Origin of the sequence: Planococcus soli (assembly GCF_016881065.1) — a bacterium.
GTDB classification, from domain to species: domain Bacteria; phylum Bacillota; class Bacilli; order Bacillales_A; family Planococcaceae; genus Planococcus; species Planococcus soli.
The window spans coordinates 102,188-119,921 of the sequence record NZ_WXYN01000011.1 but is presented as its reverse complement, the minus strand read 5'-3'; the positions used below and the strand labels follow the sequence as shown (position 1 = coordinate 119,921).

The 17,734-nt window shown below is 45.6% G+C and carries 18 protein-coding genes and 1 tRNA gene; 1 reads left to right on the top strand and 18 read right to left on the bottom strand.

What is annotated here, in order from left to right; all coding sequences use genetic code 11:
- Positions 1-37 precede the first annotated feature (37 nt).
- The 13 genes from rnr to GJB59_RS05030 form a co-directional block, all read right to left on the bottom strand.
- Positions 38-2,362, bottom strand: coding sequence for a ribonuclease R (gene rnr, locus GJB59_RS05090; RefSeq protein WP_142828883.1), 2,325 nt, complete (start codon positions 2,360-2,362; stop codon positions 38-40).
- 24 nt (positions 2,363-2,386) lie between these two features.
- The gene (locus GJB59_RS05085; protein WP_142828881.1) at positions 2,387-3,133 is read right to left on the bottom strand and encodes an alpha/beta hydrolase; all 747 of its coding nucleotides are present in this window, start codon (positions 3,131-3,133) and stop codon (positions 2,387-2,389) included.
- Between the two features lie 71 nt (positions 3,134-3,204).
- Complete coding sequence (gene secG, locus GJB59_RS05080; protein ID WP_049694326.1) at positions 3,205-3,432, bottom strand: preprotein translocase subunit SecG; 228 nt, start codon at positions 3,430-3,432, stop codon at positions 3,205-3,207.
- A 493-nt stretch (positions 3,433-3,925) separates the two neighbouring features.
- On the bottom strand, positions 3,926-5,221 hold the full coding sequence (gene eno, locus GJB59_RS05075) for a phosphopyruvate hydratase (RefSeq protein WP_142828879.1): 1,296 nt from the start codon (positions 5,219-5,221) through the stop codon (positions 3,926-3,928).
- A 16-nt stretch (positions 5,222-5,237) separates the two neighbouring features.
- On the bottom strand, positions 5,238-6,770 hold the full coding sequence (gene gpmI, locus GJB59_RS05070) for a 2,3-bisphosphoglycerate-independent phosphoglycerate mutase (RefSeq protein WP_142828877.1): 1,533 nt from the start codon (positions 6,768-6,770) through the stop codon (positions 5,238-5,240).
- Entirely contained in the window at positions 6,763-7,524 is a 762-nt protein-coding gene (tpiA, locus tag GJB59_RS05065; RefSeq protein ID WP_142828875.1) for a triose-phosphate isomerase, read from the bottom strand. Before tpiA ends, gpmI begins: the two co-directional genes overlap by 8 nt.
- A gap of 27 nt (positions 7,525-7,551) precedes the next feature.
- Positions 7,552-8,736 carry a phosphoglycerate kinase gene (locus GJB59_RS05060; RefSeq protein WP_142828873.1) on the bottom strand — a complete coding sequence of 395 codons (1,185 nt, stop codon included), beginning with the start codon at positions 8,734-8,736 and terminating at the stop codon, positions 7,552-7,554.
- A gap of 110 nt (positions 8,737-8,846) precedes the next feature.
- Positions 8,847-9,854 carry a type I glyceraldehyde-3-phosphate dehydrogenase gene (gene gap / locus GJB59_RS05055; protein WP_142828871.1) on the bottom strand — a complete coding sequence of 336 codons (1,008 nt, stop codon included), beginning with the start codon at positions 9,852-9,854 and terminating at the stop codon, positions 8,847-8,849.
- On the bottom strand, positions 9,855-10,898 hold the full coding sequence (locus GJB59_RS05050; protein ID WP_142828869.1) for a sugar-binding transcriptional regulator: 1,044 nt from the start codon (positions 10,896-10,898) through the stop codon (positions 9,855-9,857). It abuts the gene before it with no gap.
- Between the two features lie 107 nt (positions 10,899-11,005).
- Positions 11,006-11,236: a glutaredoxin family protein gene (locus GJB59_RS05045; RefSeq protein WP_142828866.1), complete on the bottom strand. Its 231-nt coding sequence runs from the start codon at positions 11,234-11,236 to the stop codon at positions 11,006-11,008.
- A gap of 95 nt (positions 11,237-11,331) precedes the next feature.
- Positions 11,332-12,114: a TPM domain-containing protein gene (locus GJB59_RS05040; RefSeq protein ID WP_142828864.1), complete on the bottom strand. Its 783-nt coding sequence runs from the start codon at positions 12,112-12,114 to the stop codon at positions 11,332-11,334.
- Entirely contained in the window at positions 12,111-12,695 is a 585-nt protein-coding gene (locus tag GJB59_RS05035) for a LemA family protein (protein WP_142828862.1), read from the bottom strand. Before GJB59_RS05035 ends, GJB59_RS05040 begins: the two co-directional genes overlap by 4 nt.
- A 264-nt stretch (positions 12,696-12,959) precedes the next feature.
- Positions 12,960-13,031 (bottom strand) — tRNA-Arg (locus GJB59_RS05030).
- 172 nt (positions 13,032-13,203) lie between these two features.
- Here GJB59_RS05030 and clpP point away from each other — a divergent pair.
- A complete protein-coding gene (gene clpP, locus GJB59_RS05025; protein ID WP_142828860.1) occupies positions 13,204-13,815 on the top strand; it encodes an ATP-dependent Clp endopeptidase proteolytic subunit ClpP in 612 nt (203 codons plus the stop codon).
- Between the two features lie 63 nt (positions 13,816-13,878).
- Here clpP and GJB59_RS05020 read toward each other — a convergent pair whose 3' ends face one another.
- From GJB59_RS05020 to GJB59_RS05000, 5 genes are read right to left on the bottom strand one after another with little or no spacing between them, the layout of a single operon-like run.
- Positions 13,879-14,136, bottom strand: a complete 258-nt coding sequence (locus GJB59_RS05020; RefSeq protein WP_142828858.1) for an HPr family phosphocarrier protein — start codon at positions 14,134-14,136, stop codon at positions 13,879-13,881.
- Between the two features lie 59 nt (positions 14,137-14,195).
- Complete coding sequence (gene whiA / locus GJB59_RS05015) at positions 14,196-15,146, bottom strand: DNA-binding protein WhiA (RefSeq protein ID WP_142828856.1); 951 nt, start codon at positions 15,144-15,146, stop codon at positions 14,196-14,198.
- 23 nt (positions 15,147-15,169) lie between these two features.
- On the bottom strand, positions 15,170-16,165 hold the full coding sequence (gene mgfK, locus GJB59_RS05010) for a gluconeogenesis morphogenetic factor MgfK (RefSeq protein ID WP_142828854.1): 996 nt from the start codon (positions 16,163-16,165) through the stop codon (positions 15,170-15,172).
- A gap of 4 nt (positions 16,166-16,169) precedes the next feature.
- The gene (gene rapZ / locus GJB59_RS05005; protein ID WP_142828852.1) at positions 16,170-17,051 is read right to left on the bottom strand and encodes an RNase adapter RapZ; all 882 of its coding nucleotides are present in this window, start codon (positions 17,049-17,051) and stop codon (positions 16,170-16,172) included.
- Positions 17,044-17,529 carry an NUDIX domain-containing protein gene (locus tag GJB59_RS05000; protein WP_142828850.1) on the bottom strand — a complete coding sequence of 162 codons (486 nt, stop codon included), beginning with the start codon at positions 17,527-17,529 and terminating at the stop codon, positions 17,044-17,046. Before GJB59_RS05000 ends, rapZ begins: the two co-directional genes overlap by 8 nt.
- Positions 17,530-17,734 lie beyond the last annotated feature (205 nt).

Sequence of the window (17,734 nt, the reverse complement as noted above, 5' to 3'; positions counted from 1 at the left end):
CAACTAGATTCAAAAAAGCGGCCCTCGAGCCGCGATTTTATTTTTTCTTGCTGCGCCCTTGTTTTGCTGCGCCTTCATAAAACTTTTTCTTCTGGTTTTTCCCCTTGCGTGTCGGTCCGCCGCCATCCGGCTTTCTGCCATCGCGTCCAGGTTTTCCGCCGCCGTCTTTTTTCCCGGCGCGGATCACTTTCGGCTGCTCTCTTCTTGACTGGCGCGTGTTTTGCACCATGCCGACGATTTCAAAATCAATCGATGATTCTTCAGGCTTGACGCCAATAACTTTGATTTCAATTTCGTCACCAATACGGAACTGGCGTTTGCTGCGCTCCCCGATCATCATCATGCTGCGATCGTCAAAACGGTAGTAATCATCTGTCATATTGGAAACATGAACCAAACCTTCAATCGTGTTTGCCAGTTCAATAAACAAACCAAAGTTCGTTACAGAAGAAATAATACCGGCAAACTGCTCTCCGATTTTATCAGCCATGAACTGTGATTTCTTCAAAGCATCTGTATCGCGTTCCGCTTCGACTGCACGGCGTTCGCGTTCTGATGTATGTGTAGCAATATCATCCATATTGGCATCCCAATAGGCAATTGTTTTTTGCGACAAATCCTTTTCGATCAAGTACGTACGGATCAAACGATGCACAATCAAATCCGGATAACGGCGGATTGGCGAAGTGAAATGCGTATAAAACTCGGTCGATAAGCCAAAATGCCCTAAGCTGTCAGACGAGTATTTCGCCTGCTGCATGGAACGAAGCATCATTGTAGAAATTACCGGCTCTTCCGGAGTCCCTGCAATGGATTCAACAATTTCCTGCAAAGCTTTGGGATGAACCTGTGTGCCAGAACCTTTTACGACAATCCCAAAATTCGTCACGAACTCGAAAAAACGCTGCAGTTTTTCCGGCTTCGGATCTTCGTGAATCCGGTAAATCGCGGGCACTTCCATGCGGTGGAAATGTTCAGCTACTGTTTCATTGGCAGCCAGCATAAACTCTTCGATCAGGCGCTCAGAAACAGTGCGTTCACGGACAACTACGTCTGTCGGGTAGCCGTTTTCATCGACCAGCACTTTGGATTCTTTAAAATCAAAATCGATGGCTCCGCGACGCATCCGCTTCGTACGAAGAACTTCAGCCAGCTCTTTCATCAATTCGAACATTGGCACCAATTCGCTGTATTTCTCTTTCAGCTCCTGGTTGTCCTGCTCCAAAATTTCATAAACATCCGTATACGTCATACGTGCTGACGTGTTGATCACGCTCTGGAAAATGTCATGAGAAACCACTTCACCCTGGTCGTTGAAAATCATCTCACAAGACAAAGTCAGACGGTCGACCTGTGGGTTTAATGAACAAATTCCGTTTGACAGGCGATGAGGAATCATCGGAATAACGCGGTCAGTTAAATAGATGCTCGTAGCGCGGTCATAGGCTTCACGGTCAATTGCAGACCCTTCTGTCACATAATGGCTGACATCAGCGATATGCACCCCTAATTTATACGTACCATCTTCGTATTTTACAACTTGGACAGCATCATCCAAATCTTTTGCATCGGCGCCATCGATGGTGACAATCTGTTCATTGCGCAAGTCACGGCGATCCGTCAGGTCTGCTGGATCAATTTGATCCGGCACATTGTTTGCCTGTTCCAGCACATCAGGCGGAAATTCGGTTTCAATTCCGTATTTGTGGATGATGGAAAGAATATCGACGCCCGGATCGTTTTTATGGCCAAGGATTTGTGTCACCATACCTGTTGCAGATTTTCTGCCTTCCGGCCATCCTGTAATCTCTACAACCACTTTATGGCCGTCTACTGCCCCTAAAGTATCGTCTTTAGCGATAAAGATATCCATATTCATTTTCTTATCATCTGTAACAACAAATCCGAAACCTTTATTTTCCTGGAACGTTCCGACAGCTTTAGTCGTACCGCGTTCGATAATCCGGATGATCGCGCCTTCGCGACGGTCTCCAGAAGATCCTTCAGAAACGCGGATCATCACTTTATCGCCGTTTACTGCGCCATTTGTTTCAGTAGGCGGAATAAAGACATCATCCAAACCGGCTTCTTCAGGTGCAACAAAGCCGAATCCTTTCGGATGCCCGATGAATTTTCCGCGCATTAAATTCATCCGCTCCGGTACGCCGTAGCGATTCGATCTTGAGCGGACAAGCGTCCCTGATTCTTCCAGACGCACTAAAGTTTTTACCAATTCTTTAAACTCATCGGCATCTTCAAAACCGAATTGTTCTTCTATTTCCTGTACAGTCAGCGGCTTGTATGCTTCTTCACGCATGAAGACCAGTAAGCGCTGTTCTAATGAACCTTCGTTATTTCCCAAATCGAACTCCTCCTTTATGACCGTTCACACACTCCAATCAAGTGATTCAAGAAATGCGAAAATGTCTTCGTGCAATTGCTTTTTCTCTTTATCAAGCGTAATGACATGACCAGAGTTTTCGTACCATTTAATGTGTTTATCGGTCGATTCGGCATTTTCGTAAATAACATTGGCCGAATCCGTATTGATGACATTATCCAGTCTGCCTTGAACCACAAACAAAGGCGCATAGACATGGTCCACTTGTTTTTTGACATCTGCAATCAAGGCCCGCAGATCGGCCAGCGATTCCATTGGCAGTTCCTGGAAAGCCTTCATTTCTTTTTCGATAAGCTCATCGTCTTTTCCTTCATAATTCTTATATTCCCGTGCATATTTCAACACACCTTCATACATAAGATCGGTGGTTTTCATATACATCGGCGCACACATGGTGACAATCCCCTTGATAGGTTTTGTATACCCTAATTTCAGGCTGAATACGCCGCCAAGCGACAGACCCGCTACTGCAATCTCAGTATAGCCTTCTTCAAGCAATGTCTCATATGCCTGTTCTACGTCTTTCCACCAGTCCACAGGACCCGTGCCAACCAGTTCTTCAGGCGCCACACCATGCCCCGCGTAATGCGGTGCAATGCTGGTGTATCCTTTGGTTTCCAAAAAGCGGCCCAGCATCCGGACATCCGCCGAGTTTCCTGTAAATCCATGCAGCAAGAGAACTGCCCGCTTGCCTGCTTTGAAGAAAAATGGTTTTGGCTGCGAAACCCGCATGAAAATCCCTCCATTCCAATACTAAAAGAAAACGCCCAACCATGTATGGTCAGGCGATTTAATCATCTACATTAAACTTTCGTTACGGCAACAGCCAGAATAAAGAATAAGGCAGCAAGTACGATCGTTACGCGGTGAAGGACCAAGTCCAAACCACGAGCTTTTTGCTTGCCGAAAAGTTGCTCTGCTCCACCGGAGATGGCTCCTGAAAGACCTGCACTTTTTCCAGATTGCAATAAAACGACTACGATTAATGCGAGCGATACGATGACGAGTAATGTCATTAACAACGTATGCATAAATTCCACCTCCTGAAAAGAACGTTCACAACAAATCTAAGTTTACCAAAAATTGTGACCGGTGACAATAGCAATAGAAAATAGAGGCATTTGCCTCTATTTCTTTCGCTAATGCATGTACTTTTCTAACGTTCAAAAACTAGTAGCAGATCTGAAGAAATCGCTCCAGGCGGACGCTTTCCGCGGGCGGTCCGTGAGCCTCCTCAGGCTTTCGCCTTGCGGGGTCTCACCTGGACACGCTATCCCGCAGGAGTCGCCGCCTTGCATTCTTTCTTCAAAGCATCACCTAACAACTCGTAGCAAACTAAAAAGAATCACAGTTACAGATAGGATATGTAGCAAATCGGCGGAGACTCCCGCGGAATAGCGAAGTGCCGAAATCCACTCGGGCATCCAGCCCGAGTTAGTTCGGCGCAAGCCCGCAGGAAAGCGGAGCTTATTTGCGAAATATCCACTGCAACTTATATGATTTAAAAAGCACTTAACTCATGTTTTATTTTTTCAAGTTATAGAAAGTTTTTAGACCTAAGTATTGGCCTGTTTCAAACAGCTGATCTTCGATGCGCAGCAACTGGTTGTATTTCGCAACGCGGTCAGTACGTGATGGAGCACCTGTTTTGATTTGTCCAGCATTTGTTGCAACAGCGATGTCTGCAATGGTTACATCTTCTGACTCGCCTGAACGGTGGCTGATCACTGCTGTGTAGCCGGCACGTTTCGCCATTTCAATCGCATCGAAAGTTTCTGTCAATGTACCGATTTGGTTTACTTTGATCAGGATCGAGTTGCTGATGCCTTCTTCGATTCCTTGCGCCAATTTCTTCGTGTTGGTAACGAAAAGATCGTCTCCGACTAATTGAACGCGGTCACCGATTCGTTCTGTCAATAATTTATGTCCAGCCCAGTCGTTTTCATCCAATCCGTCTTCGATTGAAATGATCGGGTATTTGTTGCAAAGCTCTTCGTACCAGTCAACCATTTCGGCAGAAGTTTTCACCGTGTTATCGCCTGGCAAGTTGTAAACGCCTTTTTCTTTGTCATAGATTTCAGAAGAAGCAACGTCCATCGCCAATAATACGTCTGTTCCAGCTTTGTAGCCAGCTTTTTCAATAGCTTCCAGAATAGTAGTCAACGCTTCTTCGTTCGATCCCAGGTTCGGAGCAAATCCGCCTTCGTCTCCAACTGAAGTGTTATAGCCTTTTTCTTTCAATACGGCTTTCAGGTTGTGGAAAATTTCTGCGCCCATTTGAACCGCTTCACGGAATGATTTTGCACCAACTGGCATTACCATGAATTCCTGGATGTCTACATTGTTGTCAGCATGTTCGCCGCCGTTTAAGATGTTCATCATTGGAACAGGCAATTGTTTTGCGTTAAATCCGCCCAAGTATTGGTAAAGTGGAACGTCCAAGTAGTCGGCAGCTGCGTGTGCAACGGCCAATGAAACGCCTAGGATTGCGTTGGCGCCTAAGCGGCCTTTGTTTTCTGTTCCGTCCAGCTCGATCATTGCGTTATCGATTGAGACTTGGTCAAGCACTGAGTATTTTTCTTCGATCGCTTCTGCAATTTCAGTATCAACAAATTCGACAGCTTTTAATACGCCTTTTCCAAGGTAACGGCTCTTGTCGCCATCGCGAAGCTCAACTGCTTCGTGTTCGCCTGTAGAAGCACCTGAAGGGACGATTGCACGGCCAAATGCGCCGCTTTCTGTGAATACCTCAACTTCGATTGTCGGATTTCCTCGTGAATCTAGAATTTCGCGTGCTTGAATTTGTGTAATAATTGGCAATTAAAACAGCTCCCTTTTAATATAATGGTTTCCCGGTCATTTCGATCGGTTGTTCGACGTTCAGCATTTTTAAGATTGTTGGTGCCAGGTCGGCAAGAATGCCGCCTGGGCGCAGTACCTGATCTGACTTTGTCAAAATCACCGGTACTTGATTGGTCGTATGTGCCGTCATTGGCAACCCTTCTACCGTGCGGACTTCATCGGCGTTGCCATGGTCAGCTGTGATCAATGCAGACCCTCCCTGGGCATGCAGTGCATCAACAATGCGTCCCAGACATTCATCCACCACTTCGATGGCACGGATCGTCGGTTCCAACAAACCGCTGTGCCCGACCATATCCGGATTGGCAAAATTTAGAATGATGGCATCGTGTGCCCCCGCTTCAATTTGCTCTACCAATCGATCCGTCACTTCGTACGCGCTCATTTCAGGCTGCAGATCATATGTTGCAACCTTTGGAGATGCCACAAGGATGCGGTCTTCACCAGGAAAGACGTTTTCACGCCCTCCGCTCATGAAGAACGTCACATGCGGATATTTTTCGGTTTCTGCGATCCGCAGCTGAGTCAATCCATTAGCTGAGACGACTTCCCCGATGGTGTTTTCCAAGTTCAGTGTTTCAAATGCCACGCGTGTCGGCAAATCCTCACTATAGGAAGTAAATGTGATATAAGTTAGATCTTTCGGGTGTTTGGCGCTTAACGGGAAGCCGGTAAAATCTTCCCGTATAAAAGCAGCTGTTAATTGAATCGAACGGTCCGGACGGAAGTTGAAGAAAATCAACGAATCGCCTGAATCGATTGTTGCAACCGGTTTGCCGTCTTCGACAATGGCAAATGGCACGACAAATTCATCGGAAACATCCTGGTCATATGAATATGTGATGCCGGCATTTGCTGAAGGAGCCGTTATGCCAATGCCGTCAACCAAAACACGGTATGCCAAATCGGCACGTTCCCACCGTTGGTCACGGTCCATCGCATAATAGCGGCCACTGATTGATGCAAATTTGCCGACGCCAATTTCTCTCATTTTCTGCTCGGCCTCTTCTACGTATTTAAGTGCAGTTCGCGGCCCGACATCCCGGCCATCCAGGAAACCATGAACATATACTTCCGTCAGTCCTTGCTGCTTTGCCAGCCTCAATAAAGCAAATAGATGCTCATAATGGCTATGGACCCCGCCATCCGACAATAAGCCTAAAATGTGAAGCGCTTTGCCGCGGCTTTTGGCGTTGGCAATCGCTTCAAGAAATACCGGTTTTTCATAAAAATCGCCTTCACGAATCGCTTTATTGATGCGCGTCAGGTTTTGGTAAACCACCCGTCCAGCACCAATATTCAAGTGCCCTACCTCTGAGTTGCCCATTTGCCCATCCGGCAAACCGACCGCTTCTCCAGAAGCCGTCAGCAGTTCATGCGGATAGGTTTTCCAAAGGCGATCAAAATTCGGTTTGTTCGCTTGTGCAACTGCATTACCGAAAGTCTCTTCACGGCAGCCAAATCCATCTAAGATGATAAGGGCCGCTGGATGTTCGGTTTTACGCATGTGAACCAGCCTCCAACAATTTGACAAAAGAATCGGCTTCCAGGCTTGCGCCTCCAACCAATGCTCCATCAATATGCTCCATGCCCATCAATTCATCGATATTAGCCGGTTTTACGCTTCCGCCGTACTGAACGCGAAGCTGCTCAGCTGCTTTATCGTTGTACAATGCTGCCACTTTCTTGCGGACAATTCCGCAAACTTCGTTAGCGTCTTCGGCAGTAGCAGTTTTTCCTGTACCGATTGCCCAGATTGGCTCATATGCAATAACCAATTGAGTAATCTGCTCTTCACTCAAACCGGAAATTCCTTTTTCCACTTGTGCTTCAACAATAGCACCAGTTTCACCATTTTCACGATGCTCCAATGTTTCACCGACACAAAGAATCGGCACTAAACCATGGTTGAAAGCGGCTTTTACTTTCTTGTTTGCAGACTCATCTGTTTCATTGAAATACTGGCGGCGCTCTGAATGGCCGATAATGACGTATTTCACACCAATGTCCGTTAGTTGCACAGGGCTGATTTCTCCGGTAAATGCGCCTTCATCTTCTTCAGACATTGTTTGAGCCCCGATTTGAAGCGGGCTGTTTTCTGCAGAAGCGACGAGCTGTGTTAAGAAAATCGCAGGTGCGCAAATTACGGCATCCAGTTTTTCAGAGTCCGGTACTAAGCCATTTACTTCTTCGACAAATTGTTTTGCCTCAGTTGCTGTTTTATACATTTTCCAGTTTCCTGCAATAATTGGTTTTCTCACAAAAACACTCCCTTTCAATTAATCGCCTTACTTATCTGTTAACGCACTAACGCCTGGCAACTCTTTGCCTTCCATAAACTCCAGGGAAGCGCCGCCGCCTGTAGAGATGTGATCCATTTTATCGGCCACATGGAATTTTTCAACAGCTGCAGCAGAATCGCCGCCGCCAATTACTGTATACCCGGAGGTTTCAGCCATTGCTTGTGCTACCGATTTTGTGCCATTTTCATAAGACGGCATTTCAAAGACGCCCATTGGCCCGTTCCAAATGATTAATTTTGAGTTTTTGATAACCTCTGCATACAACTTCACAGTTTCAGGTCCGATATCCAGCCCTTCCCAATCAGACGGAATTTCCTGGATATTCACATTTTTCTTATCTGCGTCATTAGAGAATTCACTGGCAACTGTAGCATCGACCGGCAAATAAAGTTTTACGCCTTTTTGCTCTGCTTTTTCGATGAACGATTTAGCCAAGTCCAGTTTGTCATCTTCCACTAGTGAGTTTCCGATTTCAAAGCCTTGTGCTTTGATAAAGGTATAAGAAAGTCCCCCGCCGATCAGCAAGTTATCAACTTTATCCAACAAATGGTCAATTACACCGATTTTATCTTTTACTTTAGCGCCGCCGATGATTGCCGTAAATGGACGGTCGGGTTCTGACAATGCCTTGCCCAAAACATCCAGCTCTTTTTCCAGCAGTAAACCGGATACGGCTGGCAGGTGGCTGGCAATACCGGCTGTAGAAGCGTGTGCACGGTGAGCCGCACCAAATGCATCGTTTACGAAGACATCTGCAAGATTGGCAAACGCTTTTGCCAGCTCTTCGTCATTTTTTTCTTCGCCTGCGTGGAAGCGGACGTTTTCAAGCAGGATAATGTCGCCTTCTTGCATAGCTGAAATTTCCGTTTCAACTTTCTCGCCGATCGACTCATCCAGGCTCTTCACTTCTTTATGTAACAATTCACCTAACCGGACACCTGTCGCAGCGAGTCTCATGTCTTCGTTGACTTGACCCTTTGGACGTCCCAAATGGCTGGCCAAAATCACTTTTGCACCTTGTTCGATCAAGTATTCGATTGTTGGCACTGCTGCACGGATTCTTGTATCATCCGTTACCTTGCCTTCTTCCATCGGTACGTTAAAATCAACACGGCAAAATACACGTTTCCCTTTCAAATCCAAATCTTTCATGGTCATTTTCTGCTGCATGAAAATACCTCCTATTTGTATTCAAAAAAATAAGGGACGGGGTATGTCCCCGCCCCTTTTACCCTCTTTTATTATAGGGGTTCATTGGTAATTAAGCTATGATTTTGGAATTACAATCCTGTTTTGTACATGTGCAATGCAAGGTCGATACAACGCGCTGAATAGCCAGACTCGTTGTCGTACCAAGCAAGAACTTTAACCATGTTATCGCCAAGTGCCATTGTTGACAAGCCGTCAACTGTTGAAGAAGCAGAGTTGCCGTTATAGTCTTTAGAAACTAATGGCAGGTCGCTGTATTCCAGGTAACCTTTCAATTCGTTTTCAGTTGCTTCTTTCAATGCTTTGTTAACATCTTCTGCTGTAACTTTTTGCTCAAGATCCACTACCAAGTCAATTAAAGATACGTTTGAAGTTGGTACGCGGATTGCCATACCGTCAATTTTGCCTTCCAGTTCAGGCAATACCTGTGCTACTGCTACTGCTGCTCCAGTTGTTGTTGGAATCATTGATTCTGCAGCTGCGCGTGCACGGCGGTAGTCTTTATGCGGTGAATCCAAAAGAATTTGGTCATTTGTGTAAGAGTGGATTGTTGTCATCATTGCGTGCTTGATGCCAAAACGGTCGTTCAATACTTTAGAAATCCCAGCTAAGCCGTTTGTAGTACAAGATGCGTTCGATACAACATCGTGTTCTTCTGGGTTGTAAGATTCATGGTTAACACCCATAACAAGTGTTTTCATGCCGCTTTTTCCTGGTGCTGAAACGATAACTTTCTTCGCGCCGGCTTGGATGTGTTTTGAAGCAGATTCTGTGTCTGTGAAGAACCCAGTAGATTCAACAACAATATCTACGCCAAGGTCTTTCCATGGAAGGTTTGCTGGGTCTTTTTCAGAAAATACGCGGATTGTTTTGCCGTTCACGACAATGTTATCGCCTTCTGCTGAAACTTCAGCATCCAATGTTCCGTGGATTGAATCGTATTTTAGTAGGTGAGCAAGCATTTTAGCGTCAGTCAAGTCATTTACTGCAACAACTTCCACTTCTTCGTTTGCCATTGCCCCACGAAATACGATGCGTCCAATACGTCCAAATCCGTTAATTGCTAATTTTAAAGTCATTTATAATTCCTCCAATTTTTTAGTCAATTCGATAATTTTTCTTGCAGCGCCCTCGTCTGTGACCAGCACTGTCGGGTTTGGCGCATTTTTGAAATAAGATAAAATCGCTCTTGCTTTAGAACCTCCACCGGCAACTGCTAAGATCGTTGAAGCTTTTTGCACCTGTTCCAATTGAATGCCCGCTGTGCGGATGCGATAAACAATTTTTCCGTCTTTATCGAAATAATAGCCAAAAGCCTCACTTACCGCTCCGCCTGAACGTATCTTTTCTACCTCTTCCAGAGAAGAATGCCGGCGGACCGCCATCTCCTCTGCGTTGCCTATGCCATGGACCACTATGTCTGTCTGATCGTACAAGTCCATCATTTCCTTGATCACCGGCTCTTTCATCATCATTGCGAAAGCTTCAACGCTCAAGTGATCAGGCAAGTAAAGGGTTTTGAATGAACCGCCTGTTTTTTCAGCAAAGGCGGCTGCGATGGTGTTGGCCTGATGCAGGACATCCTCTCCCAGTCCGCCGCGGGCTGCGATAAATTGAAGCGCCCGGTTGGGTTTGCCGATTGACAATTCTTTTGAAATGGCTGCCATGGTACTGCCGCCAGTAACGGCAATTTTTTTATAACGGCCAAACAACACTTCCAGAAGACGGGCTGCTTCTTTGCCGATATGAGATTTCACTGCCGGAATTTCATCGCTGTCTTGCGGCAAAATCACCACTTTTGAAATTCCTAAAATTGTCTGCAGCTCCATTTCCATATCTGTCAGTCCGGATATTTCACGAACAAAAACTTTCAGCTTTTCCAGCACTTCCACTCCTTGCGAAGTGACAGTCATGCCTGCCGTCTTCATTTCAATCAGCTGCTGATTGCGCAGCAAATCGGTTTCTTTCCTGATTTCACGCTCTGTTGCACCGGCAACTTCACTTAAAGTTCGCCTGCCGATCGGTTGTTCCAAATAGATTGTCTGTAAAATCTGGTATCGCTTTTTCAGGAGTTCGGACATTTCCGGCATCAGTTTTCGCTGAGCGACAGATAATGCATCCATAATTTCACTCCGTTCTAGCTGGACGTTTTTTGTCCCATTAAATAATTTTGTGTCCCACTAAATTCATTCTACCCAATCCGTCTATTAATTGCAAATAAAAAGAAGCGTTAACTTTCTAACGCTTCCAATAATTCTACGTATCCGATATTGCCATACAGCAATACTTTGTCGTCTCTTTCCAGCACTGGAATCATCAGCATGTATTTCTCATGCAATGCTTCATCGCTTTCGATATCGACTTCTTTGTAAGGCAATGGAAAATCTTCGTTGACCAGCTCAATCATTAACTTTGCTTCATCACAGAGCGGGCAGTTGGAGCGGGTGTATAAAGTGAACATCCTATCCCTTCTTTCTATTGGAAGACAGAAGAACTTCTTTCGTTCTTGCAGCAACTTTCCTTTTGTAAATCTGCAGCAGCAATTTGATTTATGATTTAGAAACCTCGGCCTGCGCCGCCTCCACCTGATGAACCGCCTCCGCCTCCACGAAAACCACCACCGAAGCCCCCGCCGCCTCCAAATCCACCGCCAAAGCTTCCAGGGCCCATGTAAACGCCTCTTCCTCCACGGCGTCTCGCACGGCCGCCGCCTTTGCCTCCGCCGCCTCCAGTAATGAAGATGAGAATGGCAGTGACGATCACGATGGTCATGAATGGCGGAAGACCCTGTTCTTGCTGCTGGGAAGCTGCGGCTTGCGGTTCTACGGCTTCGCCGTTCCACTGGTATTCAGCGGCCACTTCCTGATAAAGCGCCTCATATAAGTTGATGACACCTTCACTATAGTTGCCCTGGCTTAAATAAGGAATGGCATAATCATCCAACATCCGGCCAACTTTGCCATCCGGCAATGCACCTTCAAGTCCATAGCCGATTTCCACATAAATTTCCCGGTCATTCGGTTCATCCAATGACAAGACGACCAATACGCCGTTGTTTTCTTCTTCTGAACCGACGCCATAATGGCGAAATGCTTCATTGGCGTAGCTTTCGATCGGCTCGCCTTCTAATGTTGGAATAACCAGCACCATGATTTGCGCAGTCGTCGCATCTTCCAGTCCACGGCCAAGTTGCCGCAGTTTATCTTGCTGTTGTTCCGAAAGAATGCCCACTTCGTCTTGAACATAAAGGTCATTTGTCAATTCGGGAAAGTCAGCTGCAAAGCCATGCCCGCTGACCATCAGCAGCAGGAAAAATAGGATCGCTGCTGTCCGTTTCATTGCTCATCCTCGTCCGTTCCAAAATCAACTTCCGGAGCTTCAGAGGCATCTGAGTCCGCTTCGAAATACTCTTTTTCGTTAAACCCAAAAACTCCGGCTATCATATTTCCAGGAAAGCTTCTTGCTTTCCGGTTAAATTCAGAAACAGTGTTGTTGTAATCCTGTCTGGCAACCGCAATGCGATTTTCCGTTCCCGCCAGTTCATCCGACAGCTGCTGGAAATTTTCACTGGACCGAATTTCCGGGTAGTTTTCCACTACGACCAAGAGACGGCTAAGCGCCCCACTCAGCTCAGCATCCGCTTCAGCCTGTTCGCTCACGCCTTCAGCACCAGCCAAATTAGACCGGGCTTCCGTGACACTGTCGATGACGCTTTGTTCTTGGTCCGCAAAGCCTCTCACCGTTTCCACCAAGTTTGGTATCAAATCCAGCCTGCGCTGCAATTGGTTGTCGATCTGCGCATAGGACTGGTTAACGTCCTCTTCCAACTGCACAAAGCCGTTATAGCTTGGCACCAGAATCGCTGCAACAATGGCAATTAACGCGACTACAATAATAATGGGAATCAATAATTTTCTCAAATGCTCCACCTCTTTGCTTGTATGTACTATTAGTCATTTCCCTTTGCGGCTGTTTTTTTAAACGCTGTACTATCAAAAAAATACCGGCTGCCATTTTCCGCAAAGTTTGCAACTTGCCCACCTCTTCGAAATGTGGGTACTCGTTTTCCTTTTGGAGCAGGCTTTTAACTTCTGTCCACTTTGCCGAACTGTGTCCCGCTCTGAACAAAAGACAAAAAAGCCCGCTTTGCCATGGAAGAGGCAATGCGGGCTTTACTTTTTTTATGCCCTCGGAAGGAATCGAACCTCCATCTCAAGAACCGGAATCTTACGTGTGATCCATTACACTACGAGGGCGTTTTCGCTATTAGCGACTTTTCTATTATACGAAAATATTTTAACTTAATCAAGCTTATTTTTTTAATTCGTTAGATTTGACCTTCATTGACCATGATGTGTATGATAATAGTACAGCTGAGAGATCTTTCAGCATTGTTTGCAAACCACTTAATCGAGGAGGAACTATTCTATGAACTTAATTCCTACAGTAATTGAACAAACTAGCCGAGGCGAACGTGCTTATGATATTTATTCGCGTTTGTTGAAAGACCGTGTAATTATGCTGGGCAGCGGCATTGACGATAATGTCGCGAATTCAATTGTTGCACAGCTCCTGTTCCTAGAAGCAGAAGATCCAGATAAAGATATTTCAATTTACATCAACAGCCCAGGCGGCAGCATCACAGCCGGTATGGCGATTTATGACACAATGCAGTTTATCCGTCCGGATGTTCAAACAATCTGCATCGGTATGGCTGCTTCCATGGGGGCTTTCCTGTTGGCAGCTGGTACAAAAGGCAAACGTTTGGCGCTGCCAAATGCTGAAGTCATGATTCACCAGCCTCTTGGCGGTGCTCAAGGGCAAGCGACGGAAATCGAGATTGCTGCGAAACGCATTCTTCACCTTCGCGAAAAATTGAACCAAATTCTTTCTGAACGCACGGGCCAGCCTATCGATGTTATTTCGAAAGACACTGACCGTGATAATTTCATGACAGCTGAACGCGCACTTGAATACGGCTTGATCGATCAAGTCATCACACGCAGCAAGCTTCCTGAAAACCACAAAAAAGATATTTAAAACAAAAACTCACAGCCTCTGCGCTGTGAGTTTTTTCTGTCTTCTAATTAGAATGCTGTGTGCTTACGATTCCTGTTCGATAATCTCCGATAAGGAATTAACTGCTTTTTCCTCATCCAATCCATCAGCCGATATTTTAACTTCCGTTCCTTTGCTGATGGCCAGGCTCATGATTCCCATGATGCTTTTGGCATTTACTTTTTTATTGTCTTTTTCTAAATAGACATCCGCACTGTACCGGTTCGCTTCCTGAACAAATAGCGCAGCCTGCCTTGCTTGAAGACCTGTTTTTAATAGCACTATCACTTGTTTTTCAACCATCCTTATCCTCATCCTCCTCTGAAACTTCACTCTCATATATATGAAAGAACAGCCGATAGTTAACGGCCGATCATTTCTCCTTTTCTCAATGACGCTGCAATCTCATCGATCTTCCGCAGTCTGTGGTTGACTCCCGACTTGCTGACTGATCCACCCGAGACCATTTCACCCAACTCTTTAAGAGTCACGTCTTGATACTCTACCCGAAGTCGGGCAATTTCACGCAGTCTTTCAGGCAATTGGTCGATTCCGATTGCCCCGTCGATAAAACGGATGTTCTCAACTTGCCGCAATGCAGCATCGATGGTCTTGTTCAAGTTAGCGGTTTCACAATTTACGAGGCGGTTCACGCTATTTCGCATGTCGCGGATGATTCGGACATCTTCAAACTTCAATAAAGCAGAATGTGCTCCTGTAATGCTCAAAAAGTCAGCAATTTTTTCTGCTTCCTTCAGATAAGTCACAAAGCCTTTTTTCCGCTCAATGGTCTTGCTGTTCAAATGAAATACGTTCATCAAATCCACCAAAGAGTCTGCATGGTCTTTGTAAAGAGAGTAAACCTCTAAATGATAAGATGAAGTTTCAGGATTGTTGACCGATCCGCCGGCCAAAAACGCCCCCCGTAAATAAGAGCGTTTACAGCAGTTTTTCTCAATCAGGCTCTTGACGATCTGATGCTGAAATTGAAAGCCTTCTGTCAGAATTTCCAAGTCTTCGAGTACGTGCTTGGCTCCTTCACGAATTCGGCAAATGTATATGTTGTTCTTTTTTAAACGCATCTTTTTTCTGACGAGCAACTCAATAGGATATGCTTTGTAAAAGCGTTTCAACAGCGTATAGATGCGCCGTGCAATCGCTGCATTTTCCGTTTGGATGTCCAAGCTCAGTTGCCGATTGGAAAACGACAAAGTTCCGTTCATCCGGATCATTGCAGAAAGCTCTGCTTTTCCACAGCAGTCGTCCACGTCAATTTGCGTCATTTCTTTTTTTGTTTCAGATGCAAAAGACAAAATTCGTTCCTCCTTTCAAAGCATTAAAAGTAAAGATGCTTCGAATCTTCGCTTGCACGGCCTCCGGCATATTCAAACAACCATTCTGCCACTTTCATCGGCTCATGTCGGACAATTTCACCAAAGATATTGGCGATGTCTTTTCTGTAAACTTCCAGCCCCATCTGCTTCAGGCGATCTTCATCATATTCCACTGGTGAAGCAAGCTCTTTTTTGTAGCGTTCCGCAACAACCGGCGGCATTTGGACTTTATCAAGAAGTATAGCGTCGAGAAAATTTTCCCCGACATGATCGTAAATCGCCTGGACGTGGTCGGAGGCAGTATATTTATAAGTTTCGCCCGCTTGCGTCATTAAGTTGCAAATGTAAATTTTCTTAGCTTTAGCAGCAACTACTGCTTTTTTTATATCTTTCACTAACAGGTTTGGCAAAATGCTGGTATAGAGAGAACCCGGACCAACCACAATAACGTCTGCATTTTCAATCGCCGCTATGGTGGCGGGCAAAGTTTTAACATCATGCGGCTCTATGAACACCCGTTTGATCGGCTGAAGATAGGCAGGAATCTTGGATTCGCCTTTGATGATGGTGCCATCTTCCAATTCCGCATTCAGCGTGACGATTTGATTGGCCGCTGGCAATACAGTTCCATTAACACTTAAGACGCGGCTCATCTCGCGTACTGCATGGGAAAAATCCCCCGTAATGTCTGTCAAAGCGGCAAGCATCAAATTCCCGAGAGAATGGCCATCCAGATCCAGGGATTGCTTAAAACGGTATTGGAACATTTCAGCAACCAAGGGTTCGGTGTCCGATAATGCTGCCAAAACGTTCCGGATATCTCCCGGAGGAGGAATATCCAAATCATTTCTTAAGCGGCCCGAACTTCCCCCGTCATCTGCGACAGTTACAATCGCCGTCAAATCCAAAGGATACAGCTTTAATCCGCGCAAAAGCGTGGAAAGCCCGGTGCCCCCGCCTAAAATAACGATGCGTTTCAGGTGCTGGTTGCGTTCCATGCACTCATTCCTTTCTTATTTTGACATCTCTATGCGTCACAATCACTTTATTGTTTTCAGCCAGGAGCTTGCCGTAGTATTCAGCCAAGGTCACCGAACGATGCTGGCCCCCAGTACAGCCAAAGGCGATAACAAGCTGGGCTTTTCCTTCATTTTTATACTGCGGAATCATAAATTGCAGCAGATCCGTCAATTTCTCGAGAAGGATCTGTGTTTCCTGCCATTTCAAAACGTAGCTTGACACCCGCTCATCAAGACCCGACAAGGGATTCAGCTCCGGAATGTAATAAGGGTTTGGCAAAAAGCGGACGTCAAACACCAAATCAGCGTCAATCGGCATGCCATGCTTAAAGCCGAAAGACGTGACATTGACAGTGAATACATTGCTCGTCTTGGTAGAAAAGTCAGTGTTGATTCGTTCTTTCAGCTGTCGCGGCGTCATATCCGAAGTGTTGTAGATGTATTTTGCTCTGCCTTGGAGGTCACTCAACATATCGCGTTCTTTTTTAATGCCGCCTAATACCAATCCGCCTGGCGATAAGGGATGGGATCTGCGTGTTTCTTTATACCGGCTCACTAATGTCTGGTTTTCCGCATCCAAAAACAGAACGGTTATAGAGACGTTCGGTTCCTGCGACAAATGGTCGATTGCATCTACGAGGCTGTCAAAAAAGTCTCCGCCCCGCAAATCCATAACTGCCGCCACCCGCTTCATCGACTTTCCTGAATCTCTCATCAGTTTGATAAAAGTAGGCAGCAGTGCAGGGGGTAAATTATCAATTGTAAAAAACCCCAGATCTTCGAAGCTTTGGATTGCGACGGTTTTGCCTGCACCCGACATGCCAGTGATGATGATTAATTCTGTTTCTTCTTGACGGTTATCCATTCTGATGGTTCACCTCTTCGATTGATGATTGGATGGTCTCTTTGATCAGCTGGAATTCTGGCGTGTAGTAGAAAGTTCCGTATTGAATTCCCTGCTGGTTCACTGCAAATTGGAGATTGGTGCGGTCGCCTTCAGCCATTGGCAAAAATGCCAGTTCTTCTATTGGATGCCATTCCAGCAGACCTTCATTCGTTTCTTCAAATAATTCTCCGATTAAATTGTTTGCTGCAAACGTGAACAGCATCCATTCATCCACAATTTGTCCACGTTCCTGGATCATCATCGTATAGATGCCTTTTAAATGCGTACCGATTGGCGTTGCGTTTGTTTCTTCTTTGAATTCACGGACTGCCGCCTCGAATATCGACTCTCCGGGTTCCATTTTGCCACCGGGTGCGACGTACCAATCACGCCGTGGTTTCTTTAGTAATAGGACTTGTCTATCTTTGATAACGATTAAATTCGCGATTCGCTGCACATTCGACACTCCGCATCTATTGTAAACTTACTCCATTATACATCTATCCTGGTGTGTCATGCAAAAATACGCAAAAAAAGAGGCCGTCTTTCGAATTTCTCGAAAAACGGCCATCAAAAGTTTCTTTATAAAAAGGGGGTCAACTTACTCTTCTTACTATAGCCCCTATTCATGACAAGCGCGTTACAAAATGATTAAGAAATAA